This is a genomic window from Paenibacillus sp. FSL W7-1287, from assembly GCF_038004245.1.
GTDB classification, from domain to species: domain Bacteria; phylum Bacillota; class Bacilli; order Paenibacillales; family Paenibacillaceae; genus Pristimantibacillus; species Pristimantibacillus camelliae.
In genome coordinates this window covers 558,421-573,612 of the sequence record NZ_JBBORD010000002.1, presented here as the reverse complement: position 1 = coordinate 573,612, position 15,192 = coordinate 558,421, and the positions used below count along the sequence as shown (strand labels likewise).

General features: G+C 43.6%; 15 protein-coding genes. 7 read left to right on the top strand and 8 right to left on the bottom strand.

Annotation, left to right across the window (positions count from 1 at the left end):
* Window positions 1-66 precede the first annotated feature (66 nt).
* The gene (locus tag NSQ99_RS22590) at window positions 67-1,746 is read left to right on the top strand and encodes a CPBP family intramembrane glutamic endopeptidase (RefSeq protein WP_251668517.1); all 1,680 of its coding nucleotides are present in this window, start codon (window positions 67-69) and stop codon (window positions 1,744-1,746) included.
* Here the strand turns inward: NSQ99_RS22590 and uvrC are convergent.
* Window positions 1,706-3,547 (bottom strand): excinuclease ABC subunit UvrC, encoded by a 1,842-nt coding sequence (gene uvrC / locus NSQ99_RS22585; protein WP_251668515.1) that lies wholly within the window; start codon window positions 3,545-3,547, stop codon window positions 1,706-1,708. The two genes, NSQ99_RS22590 and uvrC, sit on opposite strands and share 41 nt — an antisense overlap.
* Window positions 3,548-3,703: 156 nt before the next feature.
* On the opposite strand from uvrC, the gene NSQ99_RS22580 reads away from it, so the two are divergent.
* On the top strand, window positions 3,704-3,847 hold the full coding sequence (locus tag NSQ99_RS22580; protein ID WP_251668513.1) for a YqzM family protein: 144 nt from the start codon (window positions 3,704-3,706) through the stop codon (window positions 3,845-3,847).
* An 82-nt stretch (window positions 3,848-3,929) separates the two neighbouring features.
* Here the strand turns inward: NSQ99_RS22580 and NSQ99_RS22575 are convergent, their stop codons facing one another.
* The 4 genes from NSQ99_RS22575 to NSQ99_RS22560 all read right to left on the bottom strand — a co-directional run bounded on the left by NSQ99_RS22575 (window position 3,930) and on the right by NSQ99_RS22560 (window position 7,706).
* Window positions 3,930-4,148, bottom strand: a complete 219-nt coding sequence (locus NSQ99_RS22575; RefSeq protein ID WP_340839182.1) for a YezD family protein — start codon at window positions 4,146-4,148, stop codon at window positions 3,930-3,932.
* Window positions 4,149-4,821: 673 nt separating this feature from the next.
* Entirely contained in the window at window positions 4,822-5,697 is an 876-nt protein-coding gene (cysW, locus tag NSQ99_RS22570) for a sulfate ABC transporter permease subunit CysW (RefSeq protein WP_340839181.1), read from the bottom strand.
* A 12-nt stretch (window positions 5,698-5,709) separates the two neighbouring features.
* Window positions 5,710-6,537, bottom strand: coding sequence for a sulfate ABC transporter permease subunit CysT (gene cysT / locus NSQ99_RS22565; RefSeq protein ID WP_340839180.1), 828 nt, complete (start codon window positions 6,535-6,537; stop codon window positions 5,710-5,712).
* A 41-nt stretch (window positions 6,538-6,578) separates the two neighbouring features.
* Entirely contained in the window at window positions 6,579-7,706 is a 1,128-nt protein-coding gene (locus NSQ99_RS22560; protein ID WP_340839179.1) for a sulfate ABC transporter substrate-binding protein, read from the bottom strand.
* A gap of 358 nt (window positions 7,707-8,064) precedes the next feature.
* Here NSQ99_RS22560 and NSQ99_RS22555 point away from each other — a divergent pair, with 358 nt between their 5' ends.
* On the top strand, window positions 8,065-8,661 hold the full coding sequence (locus tag NSQ99_RS22555) for a YdcF family protein (RefSeq protein ID WP_340839178.1): 597 nt from the start codon (window positions 8,065-8,067) through the stop codon (window positions 8,659-8,661).
* Between the two features lie 23 nt (window positions 8,662-8,684).
* Complete coding sequence (locus NSQ99_RS22550; protein ID WP_340839177.1) at window positions 8,685-9,053, top strand: hypothetical protein; 369 nt, start codon at window positions 8,685-8,687, stop codon at window positions 9,051-9,053.
* A gap of 77 nt (window positions 9,054-9,130) precedes the next feature.
* Here NSQ99_RS22550 and NSQ99_RS22545 read toward each other — a convergent pair whose 3' ends face one another.
* The gene (locus tag NSQ99_RS22545) at window positions 9,131-9,634 is read right to left on the bottom strand and encodes a hypothetical protein (RefSeq protein WP_340839176.1); all 504 of its coding nucleotides are present in this window, start codon (window positions 9,632-9,634) and stop codon (window positions 9,131-9,133) included.
* 169 nt (window positions 9,635-9,803) lie between these two features.
* On the opposite strand from NSQ99_RS22545, the gene NSQ99_RS22540 reads away from it, so the two are divergent.
* The 3 genes from NSQ99_RS22540 to NSQ99_RS22530 all read left to right on the top strand — a co-directional run bounded on the left by NSQ99_RS22540 (window position 9,804) and on the right by NSQ99_RS22530 (window position 10,945).
* Window positions 9,804-10,004, top strand: a complete 201-nt coding sequence (locus NSQ99_RS22540) for a hypothetical protein (RefSeq protein WP_340839175.1) — start codon at window positions 9,804-9,806, stop codon at window positions 10,002-10,004.
* Window positions 9,991-10,191, top strand: a complete 201-nt coding sequence (locus NSQ99_RS22535) for a hypothetical protein (RefSeq protein WP_340839174.1) — start codon at window positions 9,991-9,993, stop codon at window positions 10,189-10,191. Before NSQ99_RS22540 ends, NSQ99_RS22535 begins: the two co-directional genes overlap by 14 nt.
* A gap of 265 nt (window positions 10,192-10,456) precedes the next feature.
* On the top strand, window positions 10,457-10,945 hold the full coding sequence (locus tag NSQ99_RS22530) for an NUDIX hydrolase (RefSeq protein WP_340839173.1): 489 nt from the start codon (window positions 10,457-10,459) through the stop codon (window positions 10,943-10,945).
* 1,051 nt (window positions 10,946-11,996) lie between these two features.
* Here NSQ99_RS22530 and dnaI read toward each other — a convergent pair.
* The gene (gene dnaI / locus NSQ99_RS22525; protein ID WP_251668500.1) at window positions 11,997-12,953 is read right to left on the bottom strand and encodes a primosomal protein DnaI; all 957 of its coding nucleotides are present in this window, start codon (window positions 12,951-12,953) and stop codon (window positions 11,997-11,999) included.
* 20 nt (window positions 12,954-12,973) lie between these two features.
* Entirely contained in the window at window positions 12,974-14,530 is a 1,557-nt protein-coding gene (locus tag NSQ99_RS22520) for a DnaD domain protein (protein ID WP_340839172.1), read from the bottom strand.
* Window positions 14,531-15,192 lie beyond the last annotated feature (662 nt).

The following is a 15,192-nucleotide window of genomic DNA, read 5'->3' as shown; positions in this document are numbered from 1 at the left end:
TGCGAGCGTTGTTTAGGCTTTGTCTGTGCGGTATACTAGGAAGGACATCAATTGAAGAGGTGAAGTATGATTAATCCAATTTCTTCGAAGGCTTGGCGGGTCGCATGTATTGCTGCCCTAATCTCTGCGGTCGTTTTCGTACTTATGCAATTTCTACCTACTCTTTCATATGAGACGACATCACAACGACCGATTAGCAAAGAGAAAGCAATCGAAACTGCAACTGCATTTGTAAATGATCGCACCGGCTTTTTAGTTGATAAAGCTGAAGCCTACCATGACTCTGATAAGGACTATACCGGTTATCTAGCGAAATATAAGCTAGAAGAATCGCATAAAAAAACGTTTGAGGAATTTTTACCGATCGATCAATATCGAGTCAATGTAAGAACCGTTGGCGATGAGCTGCTCTTAGGTTCTGTTTTCTTAAACCTATATACCGGCGAGGTTGTCGGTTGGGATTTTACATACGCTAATCAACAGCTTGTCGATGAGCAGACAGCCCATCAGGCAATCTATGCTGAGCTTGAGCAGAGAAATTTCCCGTTGACTGAGGAAACCTACATTGATACTTATGAGCAAGTTGAAAGTCTAGATTTGTTCGATGCAGGTAATCGAACGACGATAGGTTATTATGTATCTAATGATCAGTTTGTTATTAAAGATGCGGTGATGCAGCTCGATGCCAGCGTTATCGAATATAATGGTTCTATTATCGTTAACCGTATGGTAACTGAGTTTATGCTGCCGGGGGATTATACCGAGCTCATCGACAAGCAGGATCTGTACGCTAACATATGGACCTTCGCGGTCTATACCTTTATGTCGTTCGTACTCGGCATCCTTGCTATCATCTATGCGATCATCTATCGCCAGCATACATCATTCAAATATGGTATTGTACTGACGATTATTGCATCAATCATTGGCATCATCGTTAATGCCGGCTTGATGAATTCTCAGTTGGGTCTAGAAGGACAAATGTTGTCTGATTCAGGATTCTTACTATTCTTTACGATCATTGTTACAATCATAACGATTATTTTAGGTGCAGTCAGCTACTACTTCTCATTTGTAGCTGGTGATGGTCTATGGCGAGCACAGGGCTTTAATCTGTGGCCTCGATTCAGGGAGGCGAATTATGGCAAGCATGTGTGGGATTCAATGAAGATGGGCTATTTGACGGCCATCATTGCACTTGGCGTGCAAACCATCATCTTCTTGTTGCTTACGAATCTTCTTGGCACTTGGTCAGCTAACGATACTTCCCAGTCATTGCTTAATTTCGAGTATAGCTGGCTGTTCCCATTAATCGCTTGGTTTGCAGCGATTACTGAAGAGGTTATTTTCCGACTATTCGGTGTCGGCTTATTCCGACGCTGGTTCAAAAACACTTGGATTGCAGCGTTTATTCCTACTCTGGTTTGGGCAGCAGGGCATACGCTCTATCCGCTATACCCGGCATCAACAAGAGTCATTGAATTGCTCATCATCGGGTATATGTTTACATGGGTAATGATTCGATTCGGATTTATTACAGGCATGTTCATGCATGCTGTATTCAATACAATCTTAATTAGCATCTCCATGTATGTGAGCGGCACAGCTGCAGATATGATCTCAGCTAGCTTCTTCCTTGTACTTCCAGTCATTATCGCTGGTATTATTAGATGGCTGCATGGACGAAAAAAGGACACGAAGGAGACTAATGCTCCTCCGTATCCTCCTGTAGCGCCGCAAGAATAGTACTTGCAAGCTTTTCTCCGATTGACAGAGGCTTAAAGTCTTCGACTTTAGCCTCTTTTATTTTTTTCAGCGAGCCAAAATGTTTAAGCAGCTGATTACGCCGTTTTTCCCCAATGCCAGGTATGCTGTCCAGCTTCGATTCGACCATCGACTTTGCTCTCTGCTGACGATGGAACGTTATTGCGAAGCGATGCACCTCATCCTGAATACGCTGCAGCAAATAAAACTCCTGACTATCACGCATGAGCGGCACAATTTGTGGCGGATCTCCCCCCATCAGCTCTGCCGTACGATGCTTTTCATCTTTAACAAGTCCACATACAGGGATATATAAATTAAGCTCATCCTGCAAAATTTCTGTTGCCGCTGAGATCTGGCCTTTTCCTCCATCGACGATGATAAGATCTGGAAGCGGCAAGCCTTCCTTCAATACACGCTCGTAACGTCTTCTTACGACCTCGCGCATCGTACCATAATCGTCTGGGCCTTCGATCCCTTTAACTTTGTATTTACGATACTCTCTTCGATCCGGCTTCCCATCTGTAAACACAACCATCGCAGAAACGGGGTTACTGCCTTGGATATTCGAGTTATCAAACGCTTCAATGCGATGCAAATGCTCAAGCCCTAATGCTGCGCCAAGCTGCCTAGCAGCAACGACACTGCGTTCCTGCTCACGCTCAATAAGCCTGAACTTCTCATCCAGTACATTTTGCGCATTTTGTGTCGCCATCGATACAATTTCACTTTTTTGTCCGCGCTGTGGAATAACGACCTTCACCTTTAGCCATTCATGCAGCCATGATGTAACCTCTTCAGCACTCATGCTGCTGTCATTGCTAGGAATCGGCAGCAGGATTTGACGTGGCAGCGCTGGATTGTCGCTATAATACTGCGTAACGAAGCTTATGAAATCATCGTATTCCTCGCCATAGTACGGAAAGGCCGTCCCATGACGCTCAATGAGCTTCCCTTTGCGCATATATAGAATTTGAACACTCATCCAGCCCTTGTCGACTGCATAGCCAAATATATCTCGATCCATTGCATCGTTCAGCGTTATTTTTTGCTTCTGCATAATCGTATCGATCGCCGTAATTTGATCACGATATTCCGTCGCTTTCTCAAACTCCAGCTTTTCTGCTGCTTCTTCCATCTTGCGCTGAAGCTCCTGTCTTACGGAATCCTCACCACCGTTAAGAAATCTAGTAATCTCATGAATCATCTGCTCATACTGTGATTGCTCAACCGGATACTCACAAGGAGCCAAGCATTGCCCGATATGATAATATAAGCAAACCTTGTCCGGCAGCTTGCCGCATTTGCGAAGCGGATAGAGCCGATCCAGCAGCTTTTTCGTCTGCTGCGCCGCATATGCATTCGGATACGGGCCAAAATACTTCGCTTTATCCTTAGTCACACGACGGGTGATCTCCAGCTTCGGATGCTTTTCATTCGTAATTTTGATGTACGGGAACGTTTTATCGTCCTTTAGCAGTACATTGTATCTAGGATTATGAAGCTTTATCAGATTACACTCAAGAATGAGCGCCTCCATATTACTATCGGTTATAAAAAACTCGAAGTCCACGATTTCACTGACGAGCTTTTGAGTTTTAGCATTGTGACTTCCTGTAAAGTACGAGCGAACGCGATTTTTAAGCACCTTCGCTTTTCCAACATAGATGATCACATCTTCACTGTTCTTCATTAAGTAACAGCCTGGCCGATCAGGAAGAAGTGCCAGCTTATTGCGAATATGCTCTTTAACAGCAGCCTCTTGATCATGTTGTGTCACCATTCTTCCCCCTTTTCTTGCTTGAAACAAGCCTCTCATTATTGTAGCATAATTTGAGGCTATCTAGCTTTTTATCTATAATTGACTTGCAGCTTTACAATACAGCAAATTATTGGGTATACTAGGAAAAGCAATTGGTCTGTCAAGGAGGACTGCAGGATGGAAAATGTACGCGATCCACGTCAACATATCAACGAAGAACCACGTGACGATCTTAAAGACGTTATTGTAGGCTTTGCTGTAATGCTTGGCTTTATGACCGTTGTGTTCGCTGCTGCTGTTATTGCGAAAGCAATGATGTAATGCGGCGGCATCAACATGAAAGCCCGCAACCTTTTCTCTTAATGAGAATGGTTGCGGGCTTTTTCATCGTTATCCATGTGAGCTAGCTTGAGGCAAGTCTAGGACGGGCTGTTTTCTTTTTAGAAGCTGATAGTGGCCCTTCACTTTCCTTGGCGGAGGCTAATGGATATCGGGTGCGCTCCATGCGATCTATTTGCACGATTTGACCATCATGCACCGTTACAATGACCTGACCGTATTGCATACCTGCAAGCTGCTCCGTTATGCGCTGCTGCCAAATATTATCCATTTCTTGTGTCATTTTATATACCTCCTTAAATATACATTATGCAGTTAAACGTACAGCTTCCAGCACCTGATTGCCCCGCTGAATCAAAGATTCGATGTCGAATACGCTACAGCGAGTTACTTCGTGATCAAAGGTGTACTTTTTGAACTTCCTCTTCCAATATGTGTTCAAAATGTTCACCTTTCAGCACCGAGAAGGTTGAAAGAAGCTAGAGATTGAGAAGCACAGCGTACGCAATTGGTACGTGAGCATCGGAAAGCTCGGCTGAATTCAAGATTCGATGTCGAATAAGCTACAGCAGAATACTTCGTGATCAAAGGTGAATGTTTTGAACTTCCTCTTCCAATATGTGTTCAAAATGTTCACCTTTCAGCACCGAGAAGGTTGAAAGAAGCTAAGGACTGAGGAGCGCAGCGTACGTTATTGGTACGTGAGCACCGGAAGGCCCGGCTGAATTCAAGATTCGATGTCGAATAAGCTACAGCGAGTTACTTCGTGATCAAAGGTGTACTTTTTGAACTTCCTCTTCTAATATGTGTTCAAAATGTTCACCTTTCAGCACCGAGAAGGTTGAAAGAAGCTAGAGATTGAGAAGCGCAGCGTACGCAATTGGTACGTGAGCATCGGAAAGCTCGGCTGAATTCAAGATTCGATGTCGAATAATCTACAGCAGAATACTTCGTGATCAAAGGTGAATGTTTTGAACTTCCTCTCTCCACTCCACAATCGCTTTAACAATCAACGTCACAATAGCCAGCACCATAAGCAAGGAAGCAATCGCAAATGCCGCTGAGAATTGATACTCATTGTATAAAATCTCTATGTGCAGCGGCAGTGTATTGGTGCGTCCACGTATGTGACCCGAGACGACAGATACAGCCCCAAACTCGCCCATTGCGCGGGCATTACACAGAATAATTCCATATAACAGGCCCCACTTAATATTGGGAAGGGTTACCCGCCAGAACACCTGAAAGCCCTTTGCGCCTAAGCTTACAGCCGCCTCTTCCTCGGTAATTCCTTGCTGTTGCATAAGCGGAATAATTTCTCTGGCTACAAATGGAACAGTAATAAACAACGTCGCAATGATAATACCAGGCACTGCAAATATTATTTTAATGTTGTGCTCGGAAAGCCAAGGACCGAGGTAGCTCTGCGCGCCAAACATGAGCACAAACACTAGGCCAGCGATAACAGGTGATACTGCAAAAGGCAAATCAATAAGCGTTAGCAGCAGCTGTTTTCCGCGAAACTTAAACTTTGAAATCGCCCAAGCAACGAGTACGCCAAATACGGTATTAAGCGGTACGGCGATAAAGGCAGTGATTAATGTGAGCCTCAGCGCAGACATCGCATCCTCATGAGCAATTGCCGCAAAATAAACGGATGCTCCCTTCTTTAACGCTTCTGTCATAACGACCGCCAACGGTAATATGATCATAATTGCAATAAACAGAACTGCTATAGAGATCAGCGTCCACCGTACGATGAGCGATTCATCGATATGCTTTTCTCGGGTCTGCTTCTTCGTGGTAGCATGATATCTAACGACTCCAGCCATATGCTCCCCTCCCTAAGAATTAGCCGTCAAGCGGCGATTCATCGACCACTGCAGCAAATTAATGAGCAATAGAAGTAGGAAGGATACAATAAGCATCACCGCTGCAATGGCCGTTGCGCCTGCATAATCATACTGCTCCAGCTTCGTCATAATTAAAAGCGGTGATATTTCTGTAACAAGCGGCATATTACCGCTAATGAAAACGACAGATCCGTATTCGCCTATTCCACGGGCAAAGGCTAACGTAAAGCCTGTAAGCAGCGCGGGATACAGCGTTGGCAGTACCACTCGAAGGAGTGTTCTAAGACGGTATGCGCCAAGCATGACGGCTGCTTCCTCCATCTCCTTCTCTAAGTCCTCAATTACAGGCTGTACCGTCCTTACTACGAAAGGGATACCGATAAAAGTCAGGGCAACAATGATGCCAAGCGGTGAATAGGCAACCTTAATGCCAAGAGGCTCTAGCAACGAGCCAATCCAGCCATTTTTCGCATATAGTGCAGTTAACGCAATACCAGCAACAGCAGTAGGCAGTGCAAATGGAATATCGACAAGCGCATCAATTATCTTCTTACCTGGAAATTGATAGCGTACGAGCACCCAAGCTACAATTAGCCCAAAAACGGTGTTGATTATGGCTGCGCAAAATGCTGTAACAAAGCTGATGCGATAGGAAGCAAGTACCCGTGGATTAACGATCGTATCCCAAAATTGCGCTAGGCTAAGCTCAAATGATTTGATAAAGATGATCGAAAGCGGAATGAGTACGAGTATGCTTAAATAAAACACAGATATACCGATGCTGAGTCGAAAGCCTGGAATGATGGAACGTTTTGACATGGCAATCTTTCTCCTTTAAATTGTACTGAAGAATCGATGAATTAGCTCCCAGGTGTGTAGATTTGATCGAATAATCCACCCTCTGCAAAGTGCTTTTCCTGTGCTGCTTTCCAGCCACCAAAGTCCTCATCGATTTGCAGCAGCTCAAGCTTTGGAAATTGATCGTTGAATTGCTCTGCTATCGCTTGGTTCGTTGGTCGATAATAATTTTTCCCGGCTATCTTCTGACCTTCATCTGTGTATAGAAACTGCAAATAAGCCTCTGCAACCTCTCTTGTTCCGCGTTTATCAACAACCTTATCTACGATCGCTACAGGCGGCTCAGCTAATATGCTTAATGACGGGTAGACAATGTCGAATTTATCAGGACCTAGCTCGTTAATCGATAAGTACGCTTCGTTCTCCCATGCTAGCAGTACATCTCCTATCTCTCGCTCGACAAACGTTGTCGTAGAGCCGCGCGCCCCTGTATCTAGAACTGGAACATGCTTGAACAGCTCAGCGACATATTGCTTCGCAGCCTCTTCATCGTTGTTGTTTTGCTTTAATGCATAGCCCCATGCGGCAAGGTAATTCCATCTTGCTCCACCTGACGTTTTTGGATTTGGCGTAATAACTTCTACATCTTCCTTAATCAGGTCATCCCAATCGATTATATTTTTTGGATTTCCTTTTCTAACAAGAAACACAATTGTTGAGGTGTAAGGCGAGCTGTTCAGCTCATATTGCGATTGCCAGTCAGGCTCGATAAGCCCTGCATCTACAATTGCATCAATATCGTAGCCAAGTGCCAGCGTAACAACATCTGCTTCCAGACCATCGATAACAGCACGACCTTGCTTACCCGATCCACCGTGAGACTGCTCGATCGTTACTTCTTGATTGGCCGTTTCTTTCCAATGCTTGGCAAAGGCTTCGTTGAATTCAACATATAGCTCCCTCGTTGGATCATAGGATACATTTAATAATTTCACAGCGTCCTTCGCTTTAGCTTGCTCGTTAGACTCTTTGCTATTTGACTCCTCTTTCCCATTGCTATTAACCTTATTCGATGAGCTCGATTCATTGCTGTTGTTGCCGTTTCCTTGACCGCAAGCAGCAAGCAGACCCACCATAAGAATTACTGCTGAGAACAATAATAAAAATTGACGAATAGACCGGATATACATAGACACTTCCCCCTTATTATTCGGGATAGGCTAACGTTCATTCCGGTGGTCCGGTCATTAATTATTATTCCTATCTGTTTAGTTGGTTATGTCGTGATATTAACAATTACTGCCATGCGTTGTCAATAGTTTTTTTTTATGCGAATGATTAGATTTACTTATAAATGACTTATTACACTTCATGTAGCTTTAAGTCTATTGCTGGCTCCCACATTATAATGCTTCACCTATTACTCACTAGCTGATTCAAGTAATCTGCTTTACTATTGGATTTGCAATTGCAACATTACGTTGCTTAGCTTCGTTAACTAGGTAGCAAGAAGAGGCATAAACATCCAATGCGTTATGCCAAAAAATAATGATCGAAGGTGTGGAGTTGAACACTGTTCATTTTATTAAACGTTTTTTCTTAGCAGCCGCAGCAGCTCTATTGCTTTGGTTTATCATTCACACGATAGTCATTGTAATGGACGGGCTGAATGATGAATTGATGCCTGTTGATGTAGCCGTTGTATTAGGTAATAAAGTTGAGACTACTGGACGACCCTCTAATCGGTTACAAGCAAGGCTAGACAAATCAGCCGAGCTATACAGAGAAGGCTACTTCACCTATATCGTTGTAAGTGGCGGTATTGGCAAAGAAGGCTTTGATGAGGCTAAAGTTATGAAGGATTACTTAATAGAAAAAGGGATAACGGAAGATAAAATAATAGAGGATAATAACGGGTACAACTCATATATGACGGCTCAAAATACTAGCCATATTATGAATGAGCAACAATTGGACTCGGTAATGATTATTACGCAGTATTTTCATATATCTAGGACAAAATCAGCGTTTAGTAAAATGGGAATTGAGGAAATCTACTCCGCTCATGCCGACATCTTTGAGTTTAGAGATCTTTACTCAATTATAAGAGAATTCCCAGCCTACTATAAATATCTATTAAAATAGTATTTCTCAAGGGAGCTTCTTATATGAAAAAAACTTGGAAAATCGTTATAGCAAGCGTTATTGCATTCTTTCTGGTTAGTATAATTGCTGCAGCAATTTTCATCAATAACATCGGATATCACAATATTAAGCTGATCACTGAACTCAATAAAAACTCAAATCAAATTCTCAAAATGGAAAAGGAAGGCGACTATTTGACGAAAGCCAATGCTCAAAACGAAAGGCTTATCAAAAAAATGATGAACGAAGGATGGAATTTCATAGATCAGGAAGGCGCCGGTTATTTTTTTGAAAAGAACGGTCAAGAAACGATCATTACTGTAAAACAAATGTGGAGTCGTCATTACGTAGTTTACAGAGTGACAAATGATGCTATTAATTTATCAGAGTAGTTGCGCTATAAATTGAAGGGGCTATTTTATGATAGCCCCTTTCCTCATTTGTTGCTCGTATAAAATTTTGAGTGGTACTATGTAGATTTATTTTTGTTAGCCATAAAGAACAGACCTGCAAGCACAAGCACAATGGCTAGAATCGGTTGACCGAAGAGTTGTTCATTCATCAAGCTGCCTAACGCAAATACGGCAAAGAATAGCAGTGACAAGATCGTTAACACACAGATTGGTATTAACAGCCATTTATTACGAGTGCCAAACCAGTAAAATTCAAACAGCCCTGCTGCAGCTGCCAATATAAAACCAGGCCACATATTTCCCCAGTTATCCAGCAGCATCGATATCTGGCAGACAATTCCTGCTACGAGCAAGGTTCCCCCCGGAATAAGCAGACCTATTCCTTTTTTATTAAGTACTCCGAAGTACAGCCAATGAAAAAACAAACCAAGCGGTATTACAAACATCGTTGGCCAAAAATGAGCAAATATGTAGCCTGTACTCATTTCTCCAGCTGGATTTAACAAAAAGTATACCCCTAGAAGCAATAGGACAGGTCCTACAATTGCTTTTCTTAACATACGTTCCACCCTTTCGATATTTGAGCTAAATGCCCGATCAACCTTTTATGTACTAACAATATGAAGTGTAACATAGCAAAAAACGCTGCACATCGTGCGGAGGGGGAGGGAGAATACTAGACTAAAGTCCAGATTCTTCTAGAGATGTAGTTCAAAATACTCGACTTTGATGACGATGATTTGGCTTACGGCGCTCATTCGGCGGCGAATATGGGGATCAACCGAAAACTACGTTGCTCTCGTACCAGGTGACGTACGCTGCGCTACTCGTTTTCTAGTTTCGCCCCATCTTCTTGGTCCTGAAAGCCGAGATTTTGAACCTTTATTGGAATGGGTAGTTCAAAAGTACGTCTTTGATGACGACGTGTAAGCTGACGGATCTCATTCGGCGGCGAATATGGGGATCAACCGAAAACTACGTTGCTCTCGTACCAGGTGACGTACGCTGCGCTACTCGTTTTCTAGTATCGCCCAAGCTTCTTGGTCCTGAAAGCCGAGATTTTGAACCTTTATTGGAATGGGTAGTTCAAAAGTACGTCTTTGATGACGATAACTAGGGCTTACGTAGCTGGCTCGACGGCGAATCTTGAACGGTACCGAAAAGCTTTTGCTTCCGATGCATGTTTTCTTCGAAAACAGTAGGTGCTCACGTACCAAGAGCGTACGATGCGCTGCTTGCTTTCTAGTATAAACCCTTGCATAGCTCAATGTCTCCCCATCTTCGACCCTCATTCCGATTGCAACAGAAAATATGTAACAGCAGGGAAATACGGTATTATGTGGAATCTGTATGTAACTCATAATAATTGGAGGTTTTGAAATATGGCTTTCCCTACACATATTGTATCGGCTGGCGGAATTGTAGAAGATGGCGAAGGAAATATACTATTAGTAAAAGCACATGACGATGGATGGGTGTATCCTGGAGGGATAACAGAAATAGGTGAGAACCTTATTGATGGCGTACTGCGTGAAATCAAGGAGGAAAGTGGCATAGACGCATCTGTTAGTCATCTCGTTAATGTGGTATCAAATACCGCGATACATAAATGGCATGACGGTGTGACCGACGTACCGACTAAGGTCATGTTCGATTTCGTATGCCAAGCTGTTAGTGGAGAATTAACAACTTCTGATGAAACGAGCGATTGTAAGTGGGTACCGAAGGATAAGGTGCTTGACTTCATTGCTTTACCCGCAATTCGCATGCGTTATGAGGCTTACTTGAACTACAATGGCTCCGTAAACTATTTGGAATACTATACTGCTAATACAAAGGACTGTGAGCTCAAGCTGCAACGACTAATCTAGATGATAGCGCCTCTTCCTTCTAAGAAATTCAATAAAAAAAGCCCCAGCGAAGCTCGATGTCTCCATCTGCGACCCTCATTCCGTAGGAATGTTCGAGCGATGGGAAACTTGAGCGGAGCGCTGAGACACTTACTTTGCTACGTTAGACTATGCCATCGAATCTTTTCATCGTAGCCAAACATAAAAAAAGAGAAGCATCAGCGGAGCCCAAATGTCTCGTGAGCGACCCTCATTCCGTAGGAATGTTCGAGCGAACGAGATATTTGAGCAAAGCGATGAACCCCTCTCACTTTGCTGCGATAGTCTACGCCGATGAATCTTTCCATCGCTGACAAACAGCAAAAAAGAAGCCCCAGCGCAGCTCAATGTATCCATCTGCGACCCTCATACCGTAGGAATGTTCGAGCGATGGGACATTTGAGCGGAGCGCTGAGACACTCATACTTTGCTACGATAGACTATGCCAACGAATCTTTTCATCGCTGACAAACAGCAAAAAAGAAGCCCCAGCGCAGCTCAATGTATCCATCCGCGACCCTCATTCCAAAGGAATGTACGAGCGATGGGACATTTGAGCGGAGCGCTGAGACACTCACTTTGCTACGTTAGATTATGCCATCGAATCTTTTCATCGTAGCCAAACATAAAAAAAAGAGAAGCATCAGCGGAGCTCAAATGTCTCGTGAGCGACCCTCATTCCGTAGGAATGTTCGAGCGAACGAGATATTCGAGCAAAGCGATGAACCCCTCTAACTTTGCTACGTTAGATTATGCCATCGAATCTTTCATCGTAGCCTAACATAAAAAAAAGAGAAGCATCAGCGAAGCTCAAATGTCTCGTGAGCGACCCTCATTCCGTAGGAATGTTCGAGCGAACGAGATATTTGAGCAAAGCGATGAACCCCTCTAACTTTGCTGCGTTAGTCTATGCAGATGAATCTTTTCATCGTAGCCAAACATAAAAAAAGAGAAGCCCCAGCGCAGCTCAATGTATCCATCTGCGACCCTCATTCCGTAGGAATATTCGAGCGATGGGACATTTGAGCGGAGCCTAGAAGTGACCTCGTTTGTTTTTTCCTGTTACAACGAGCTCATCCACATAAGGCGCGACACGATTCATAAGACGTCTACCTTTATGATGCTCTTCCCCATCCTTGTTCGTAAAGCTAAAATGACTCTCTAGATCAGCAAGTCGATAATTGGACGTATAGAATGTCGGCTTGCGATCCATACGATAGTTTAATATTGCCCCGAGCACATGATCGCGCACCCAAGGGTTAAGATTCTCCGCACCGATATCATCGAATACGAGCAGATCTGTTTCCTTCATTAAGTCTACCGTTTCCTTTAGCTTAGCGGGCTCGTGCATGAGCACCTTCAAGTCCTCTACAAAATCAGGCATATAGACGATTACGCCAGAATAACCTGACTTAGCGAGTTCCTGTAGCGCGTAGCACATTAAGTACGTCTTACCTACTCCAAAATCACCAGCCAAATAAAGCCCCTTCGCAGACAAGCCTTCTTCATTGGTACGATCAATGTATTTTAACAACTCGCCAACGATCTTAGCACGCTCTAGATCACTAGCAATAATATCATCAGCCGAATATTGACGCTTAAGCAATTTGTCATCGATAAAGAAGCTGCGAATGCGGCTGCGAAGTTGATTTTCATGCTGTTTAGCACGCAGCTTTTTGCAGGAAACCTTCTTATCGATAATTTGCGTCTGTCCGTTCAACTCTTCAACCTGAAGCATCGTATAATGCCCTGCAAAATCGTTAGGACATCGTTCTAGCCCAGGACAATTACTGCAGCTGCGATATTCGGTCACATATTGGTGCAGCCTGTTCAAATTCATTCGAATAGCTTCATCGGTGAGGTCTGGATGCTTCTCACGCAATGCGACAATCAGAGGGTCATCAAGCAACTCAGCCTGTTTTTGCTCTACCATGCGCATCATCTGCGCTCCATTAGGCATCGACTTAAGCAATTTTCCTAACGATTCCATCCCTGTTCACCTCTAATATTTTATTTCTGTTGATCAAACTTTTTAGCTAGCTGACGCAGCTCTTCTAGCTCCTCAGCTGAGATCTGTGCAGCAGCCACTTGTTCGTTATTAATGATTGGAATAACTGGTTTTTGTCTAAAGCCACGATTGCGATTGCTGCTACGAGGCGCATAACCGCCATTGCTTGCATTTGCAGCTGGTCGAATAGCAGGACTATTAGCATCCTCTCGACGTCGCTCTATCTGCTGCTCAAGCTGTTCCTGATCACGTACATATTGAACAGCCTTCTCATAGCTGTCTATCCCCTTCATCAGCATGTTCGATGCGATAGAGTCTAGATAAGCTTTCGTTACGCGTCCTGTCTCATTCATACCGATACCATAATGGATTAACACATTAATCACTGGCGGAACAAGCTTGTAATGCAAATCCATACGCTCAAACACATTTAAGACCCAATCAGGCACCTGACCTGGAAAGTATCGCTTAAGAAATTGAATATGCGGCTCATTGCGCATAAGCGCATTGTATTGTTGAATGTCGCAGTAGCCTGCAAGCAGCTTTGGTACTGGTAAGTAATATTGCTCGTCCACATCATGCTCTGGCTCTTCAACGTGCTCAGTTGAGGCATCCTCTTGAATATCCTCTTGGAACTTCTCCGTTCGAGCTAACAGACGAGCACGATCCTCATCATGCTTTTTATCCTGACGAAACAGCTGTACTGCAATTCGCTGCATATAATCCGTATCAAGCTCACCACTTACATCGAATACTCCATCCTCATCAAGCAATCTCGAGATCTGAATGAGGGATAGCTCGTATTTGTAAGCAACATAGTTAATTTGCGCGAGTTGCTCTGTTTTTGTTCGCAGCTGCTCAACAAAATATCGATTACTCGAGTTACGCGGGAAACGCATAATAATTTCGCTGTACGTATAACCTGCTGATGCAGTCATATGTACCGTTGGTTTTGCACGCGTTGGAGCTACTTCCTTTAACGCTTGCTCAAGCTCGTCATCCACTATAGAAGCGTTCAGCTTGAATATCTCGTAAAATGGCACTGATAAATTCTCTTTTTCATGATCCAGCTCACTAAGCTCCTCTGGTAGTGGCGCGTGTAGCTGTTCACGTATATCGATAACCGCATACTTGCCAAGCTTATCTCTTAGCAGCATCGTAAAATGTATATTTTGAAAAAACTCATTTGGTGGAAGAGGACTAGCAAGCTCATATTCATAGATATAATCATCATCCTCCGCTTGAATGAAGCGCGCACTTTGCAAAAGGCCAATTGCCTCTAGGCGAGACAGCTGCTCTAGCAAATAGCTCCGGCTTTGCTCATTCAAAGCAAGTCCAAGACCTAGCAGCAAGCGTCGATGCGGCTCAAGCGGCGAATAGCCCGTCTTGCCTTCAGGCACCATTGCGCAGAGCTGCTCGTACAGTGATATCGCAAATGCACCAACGAGCGGCTTATAGATTAAAGCGAGCATTCGATAATCTACTGTACTTAATGAAAAATCACGGACACAATAAAAACGATGATGCTCAGTATATTCGAATAACTGTTGAATCCGCATTAAATCGACTCTCCATCCTTTTGACAATCTTCCTTCTATTTTAACATAAATCTACTTGAGTTCGTATGCTTCGTGTCGTTAAACATAAAAAAGAACCCCAGTAGCTGAAGTTCTTTTATATTGTATACATTCAATATTCGTTTCGGAGTTCGGTACGGAGTCTTCGTAATCAACTTCGAGTTTTTGAACTACCCCTTCAATAAAGGTTCAAAAGCTCGGAGTTCAGTACCGAGAAGATGACTGGATACTAGATAACGAGTAGCGCAGCGTACGTAATTGGTACGTGAGCAACGGAGTTTTCGGTAGACTGGCATATTCGAAGTCGACCATACTAGAAAATGTCGCTTCGTAATCAACTTCGAGTTTTTGAACTACCACTTCAATAAAGGTTCAAAAGCTCGGAGTTCAGTACCGAGAAGATGGCTGGATACTAGAAAACGAGTAGCGCAGCGTACGTAATTGGTACGTGAGCAACGGAGTTTTCGGTAGACTGGCATATTCGAAGTCGACCATACTAGAACATGTCGCTTCGTAATCAACTTCGAGTTTTTGAACTACCACTTCAATAAAGGATCAAAAGCTCGGAGTTCAGTACCGAGAAGATGGCTGGATACTAGAAAACGAGTAGCGCAGCGTACGTAATTGGTACGTGAGCAACGGAG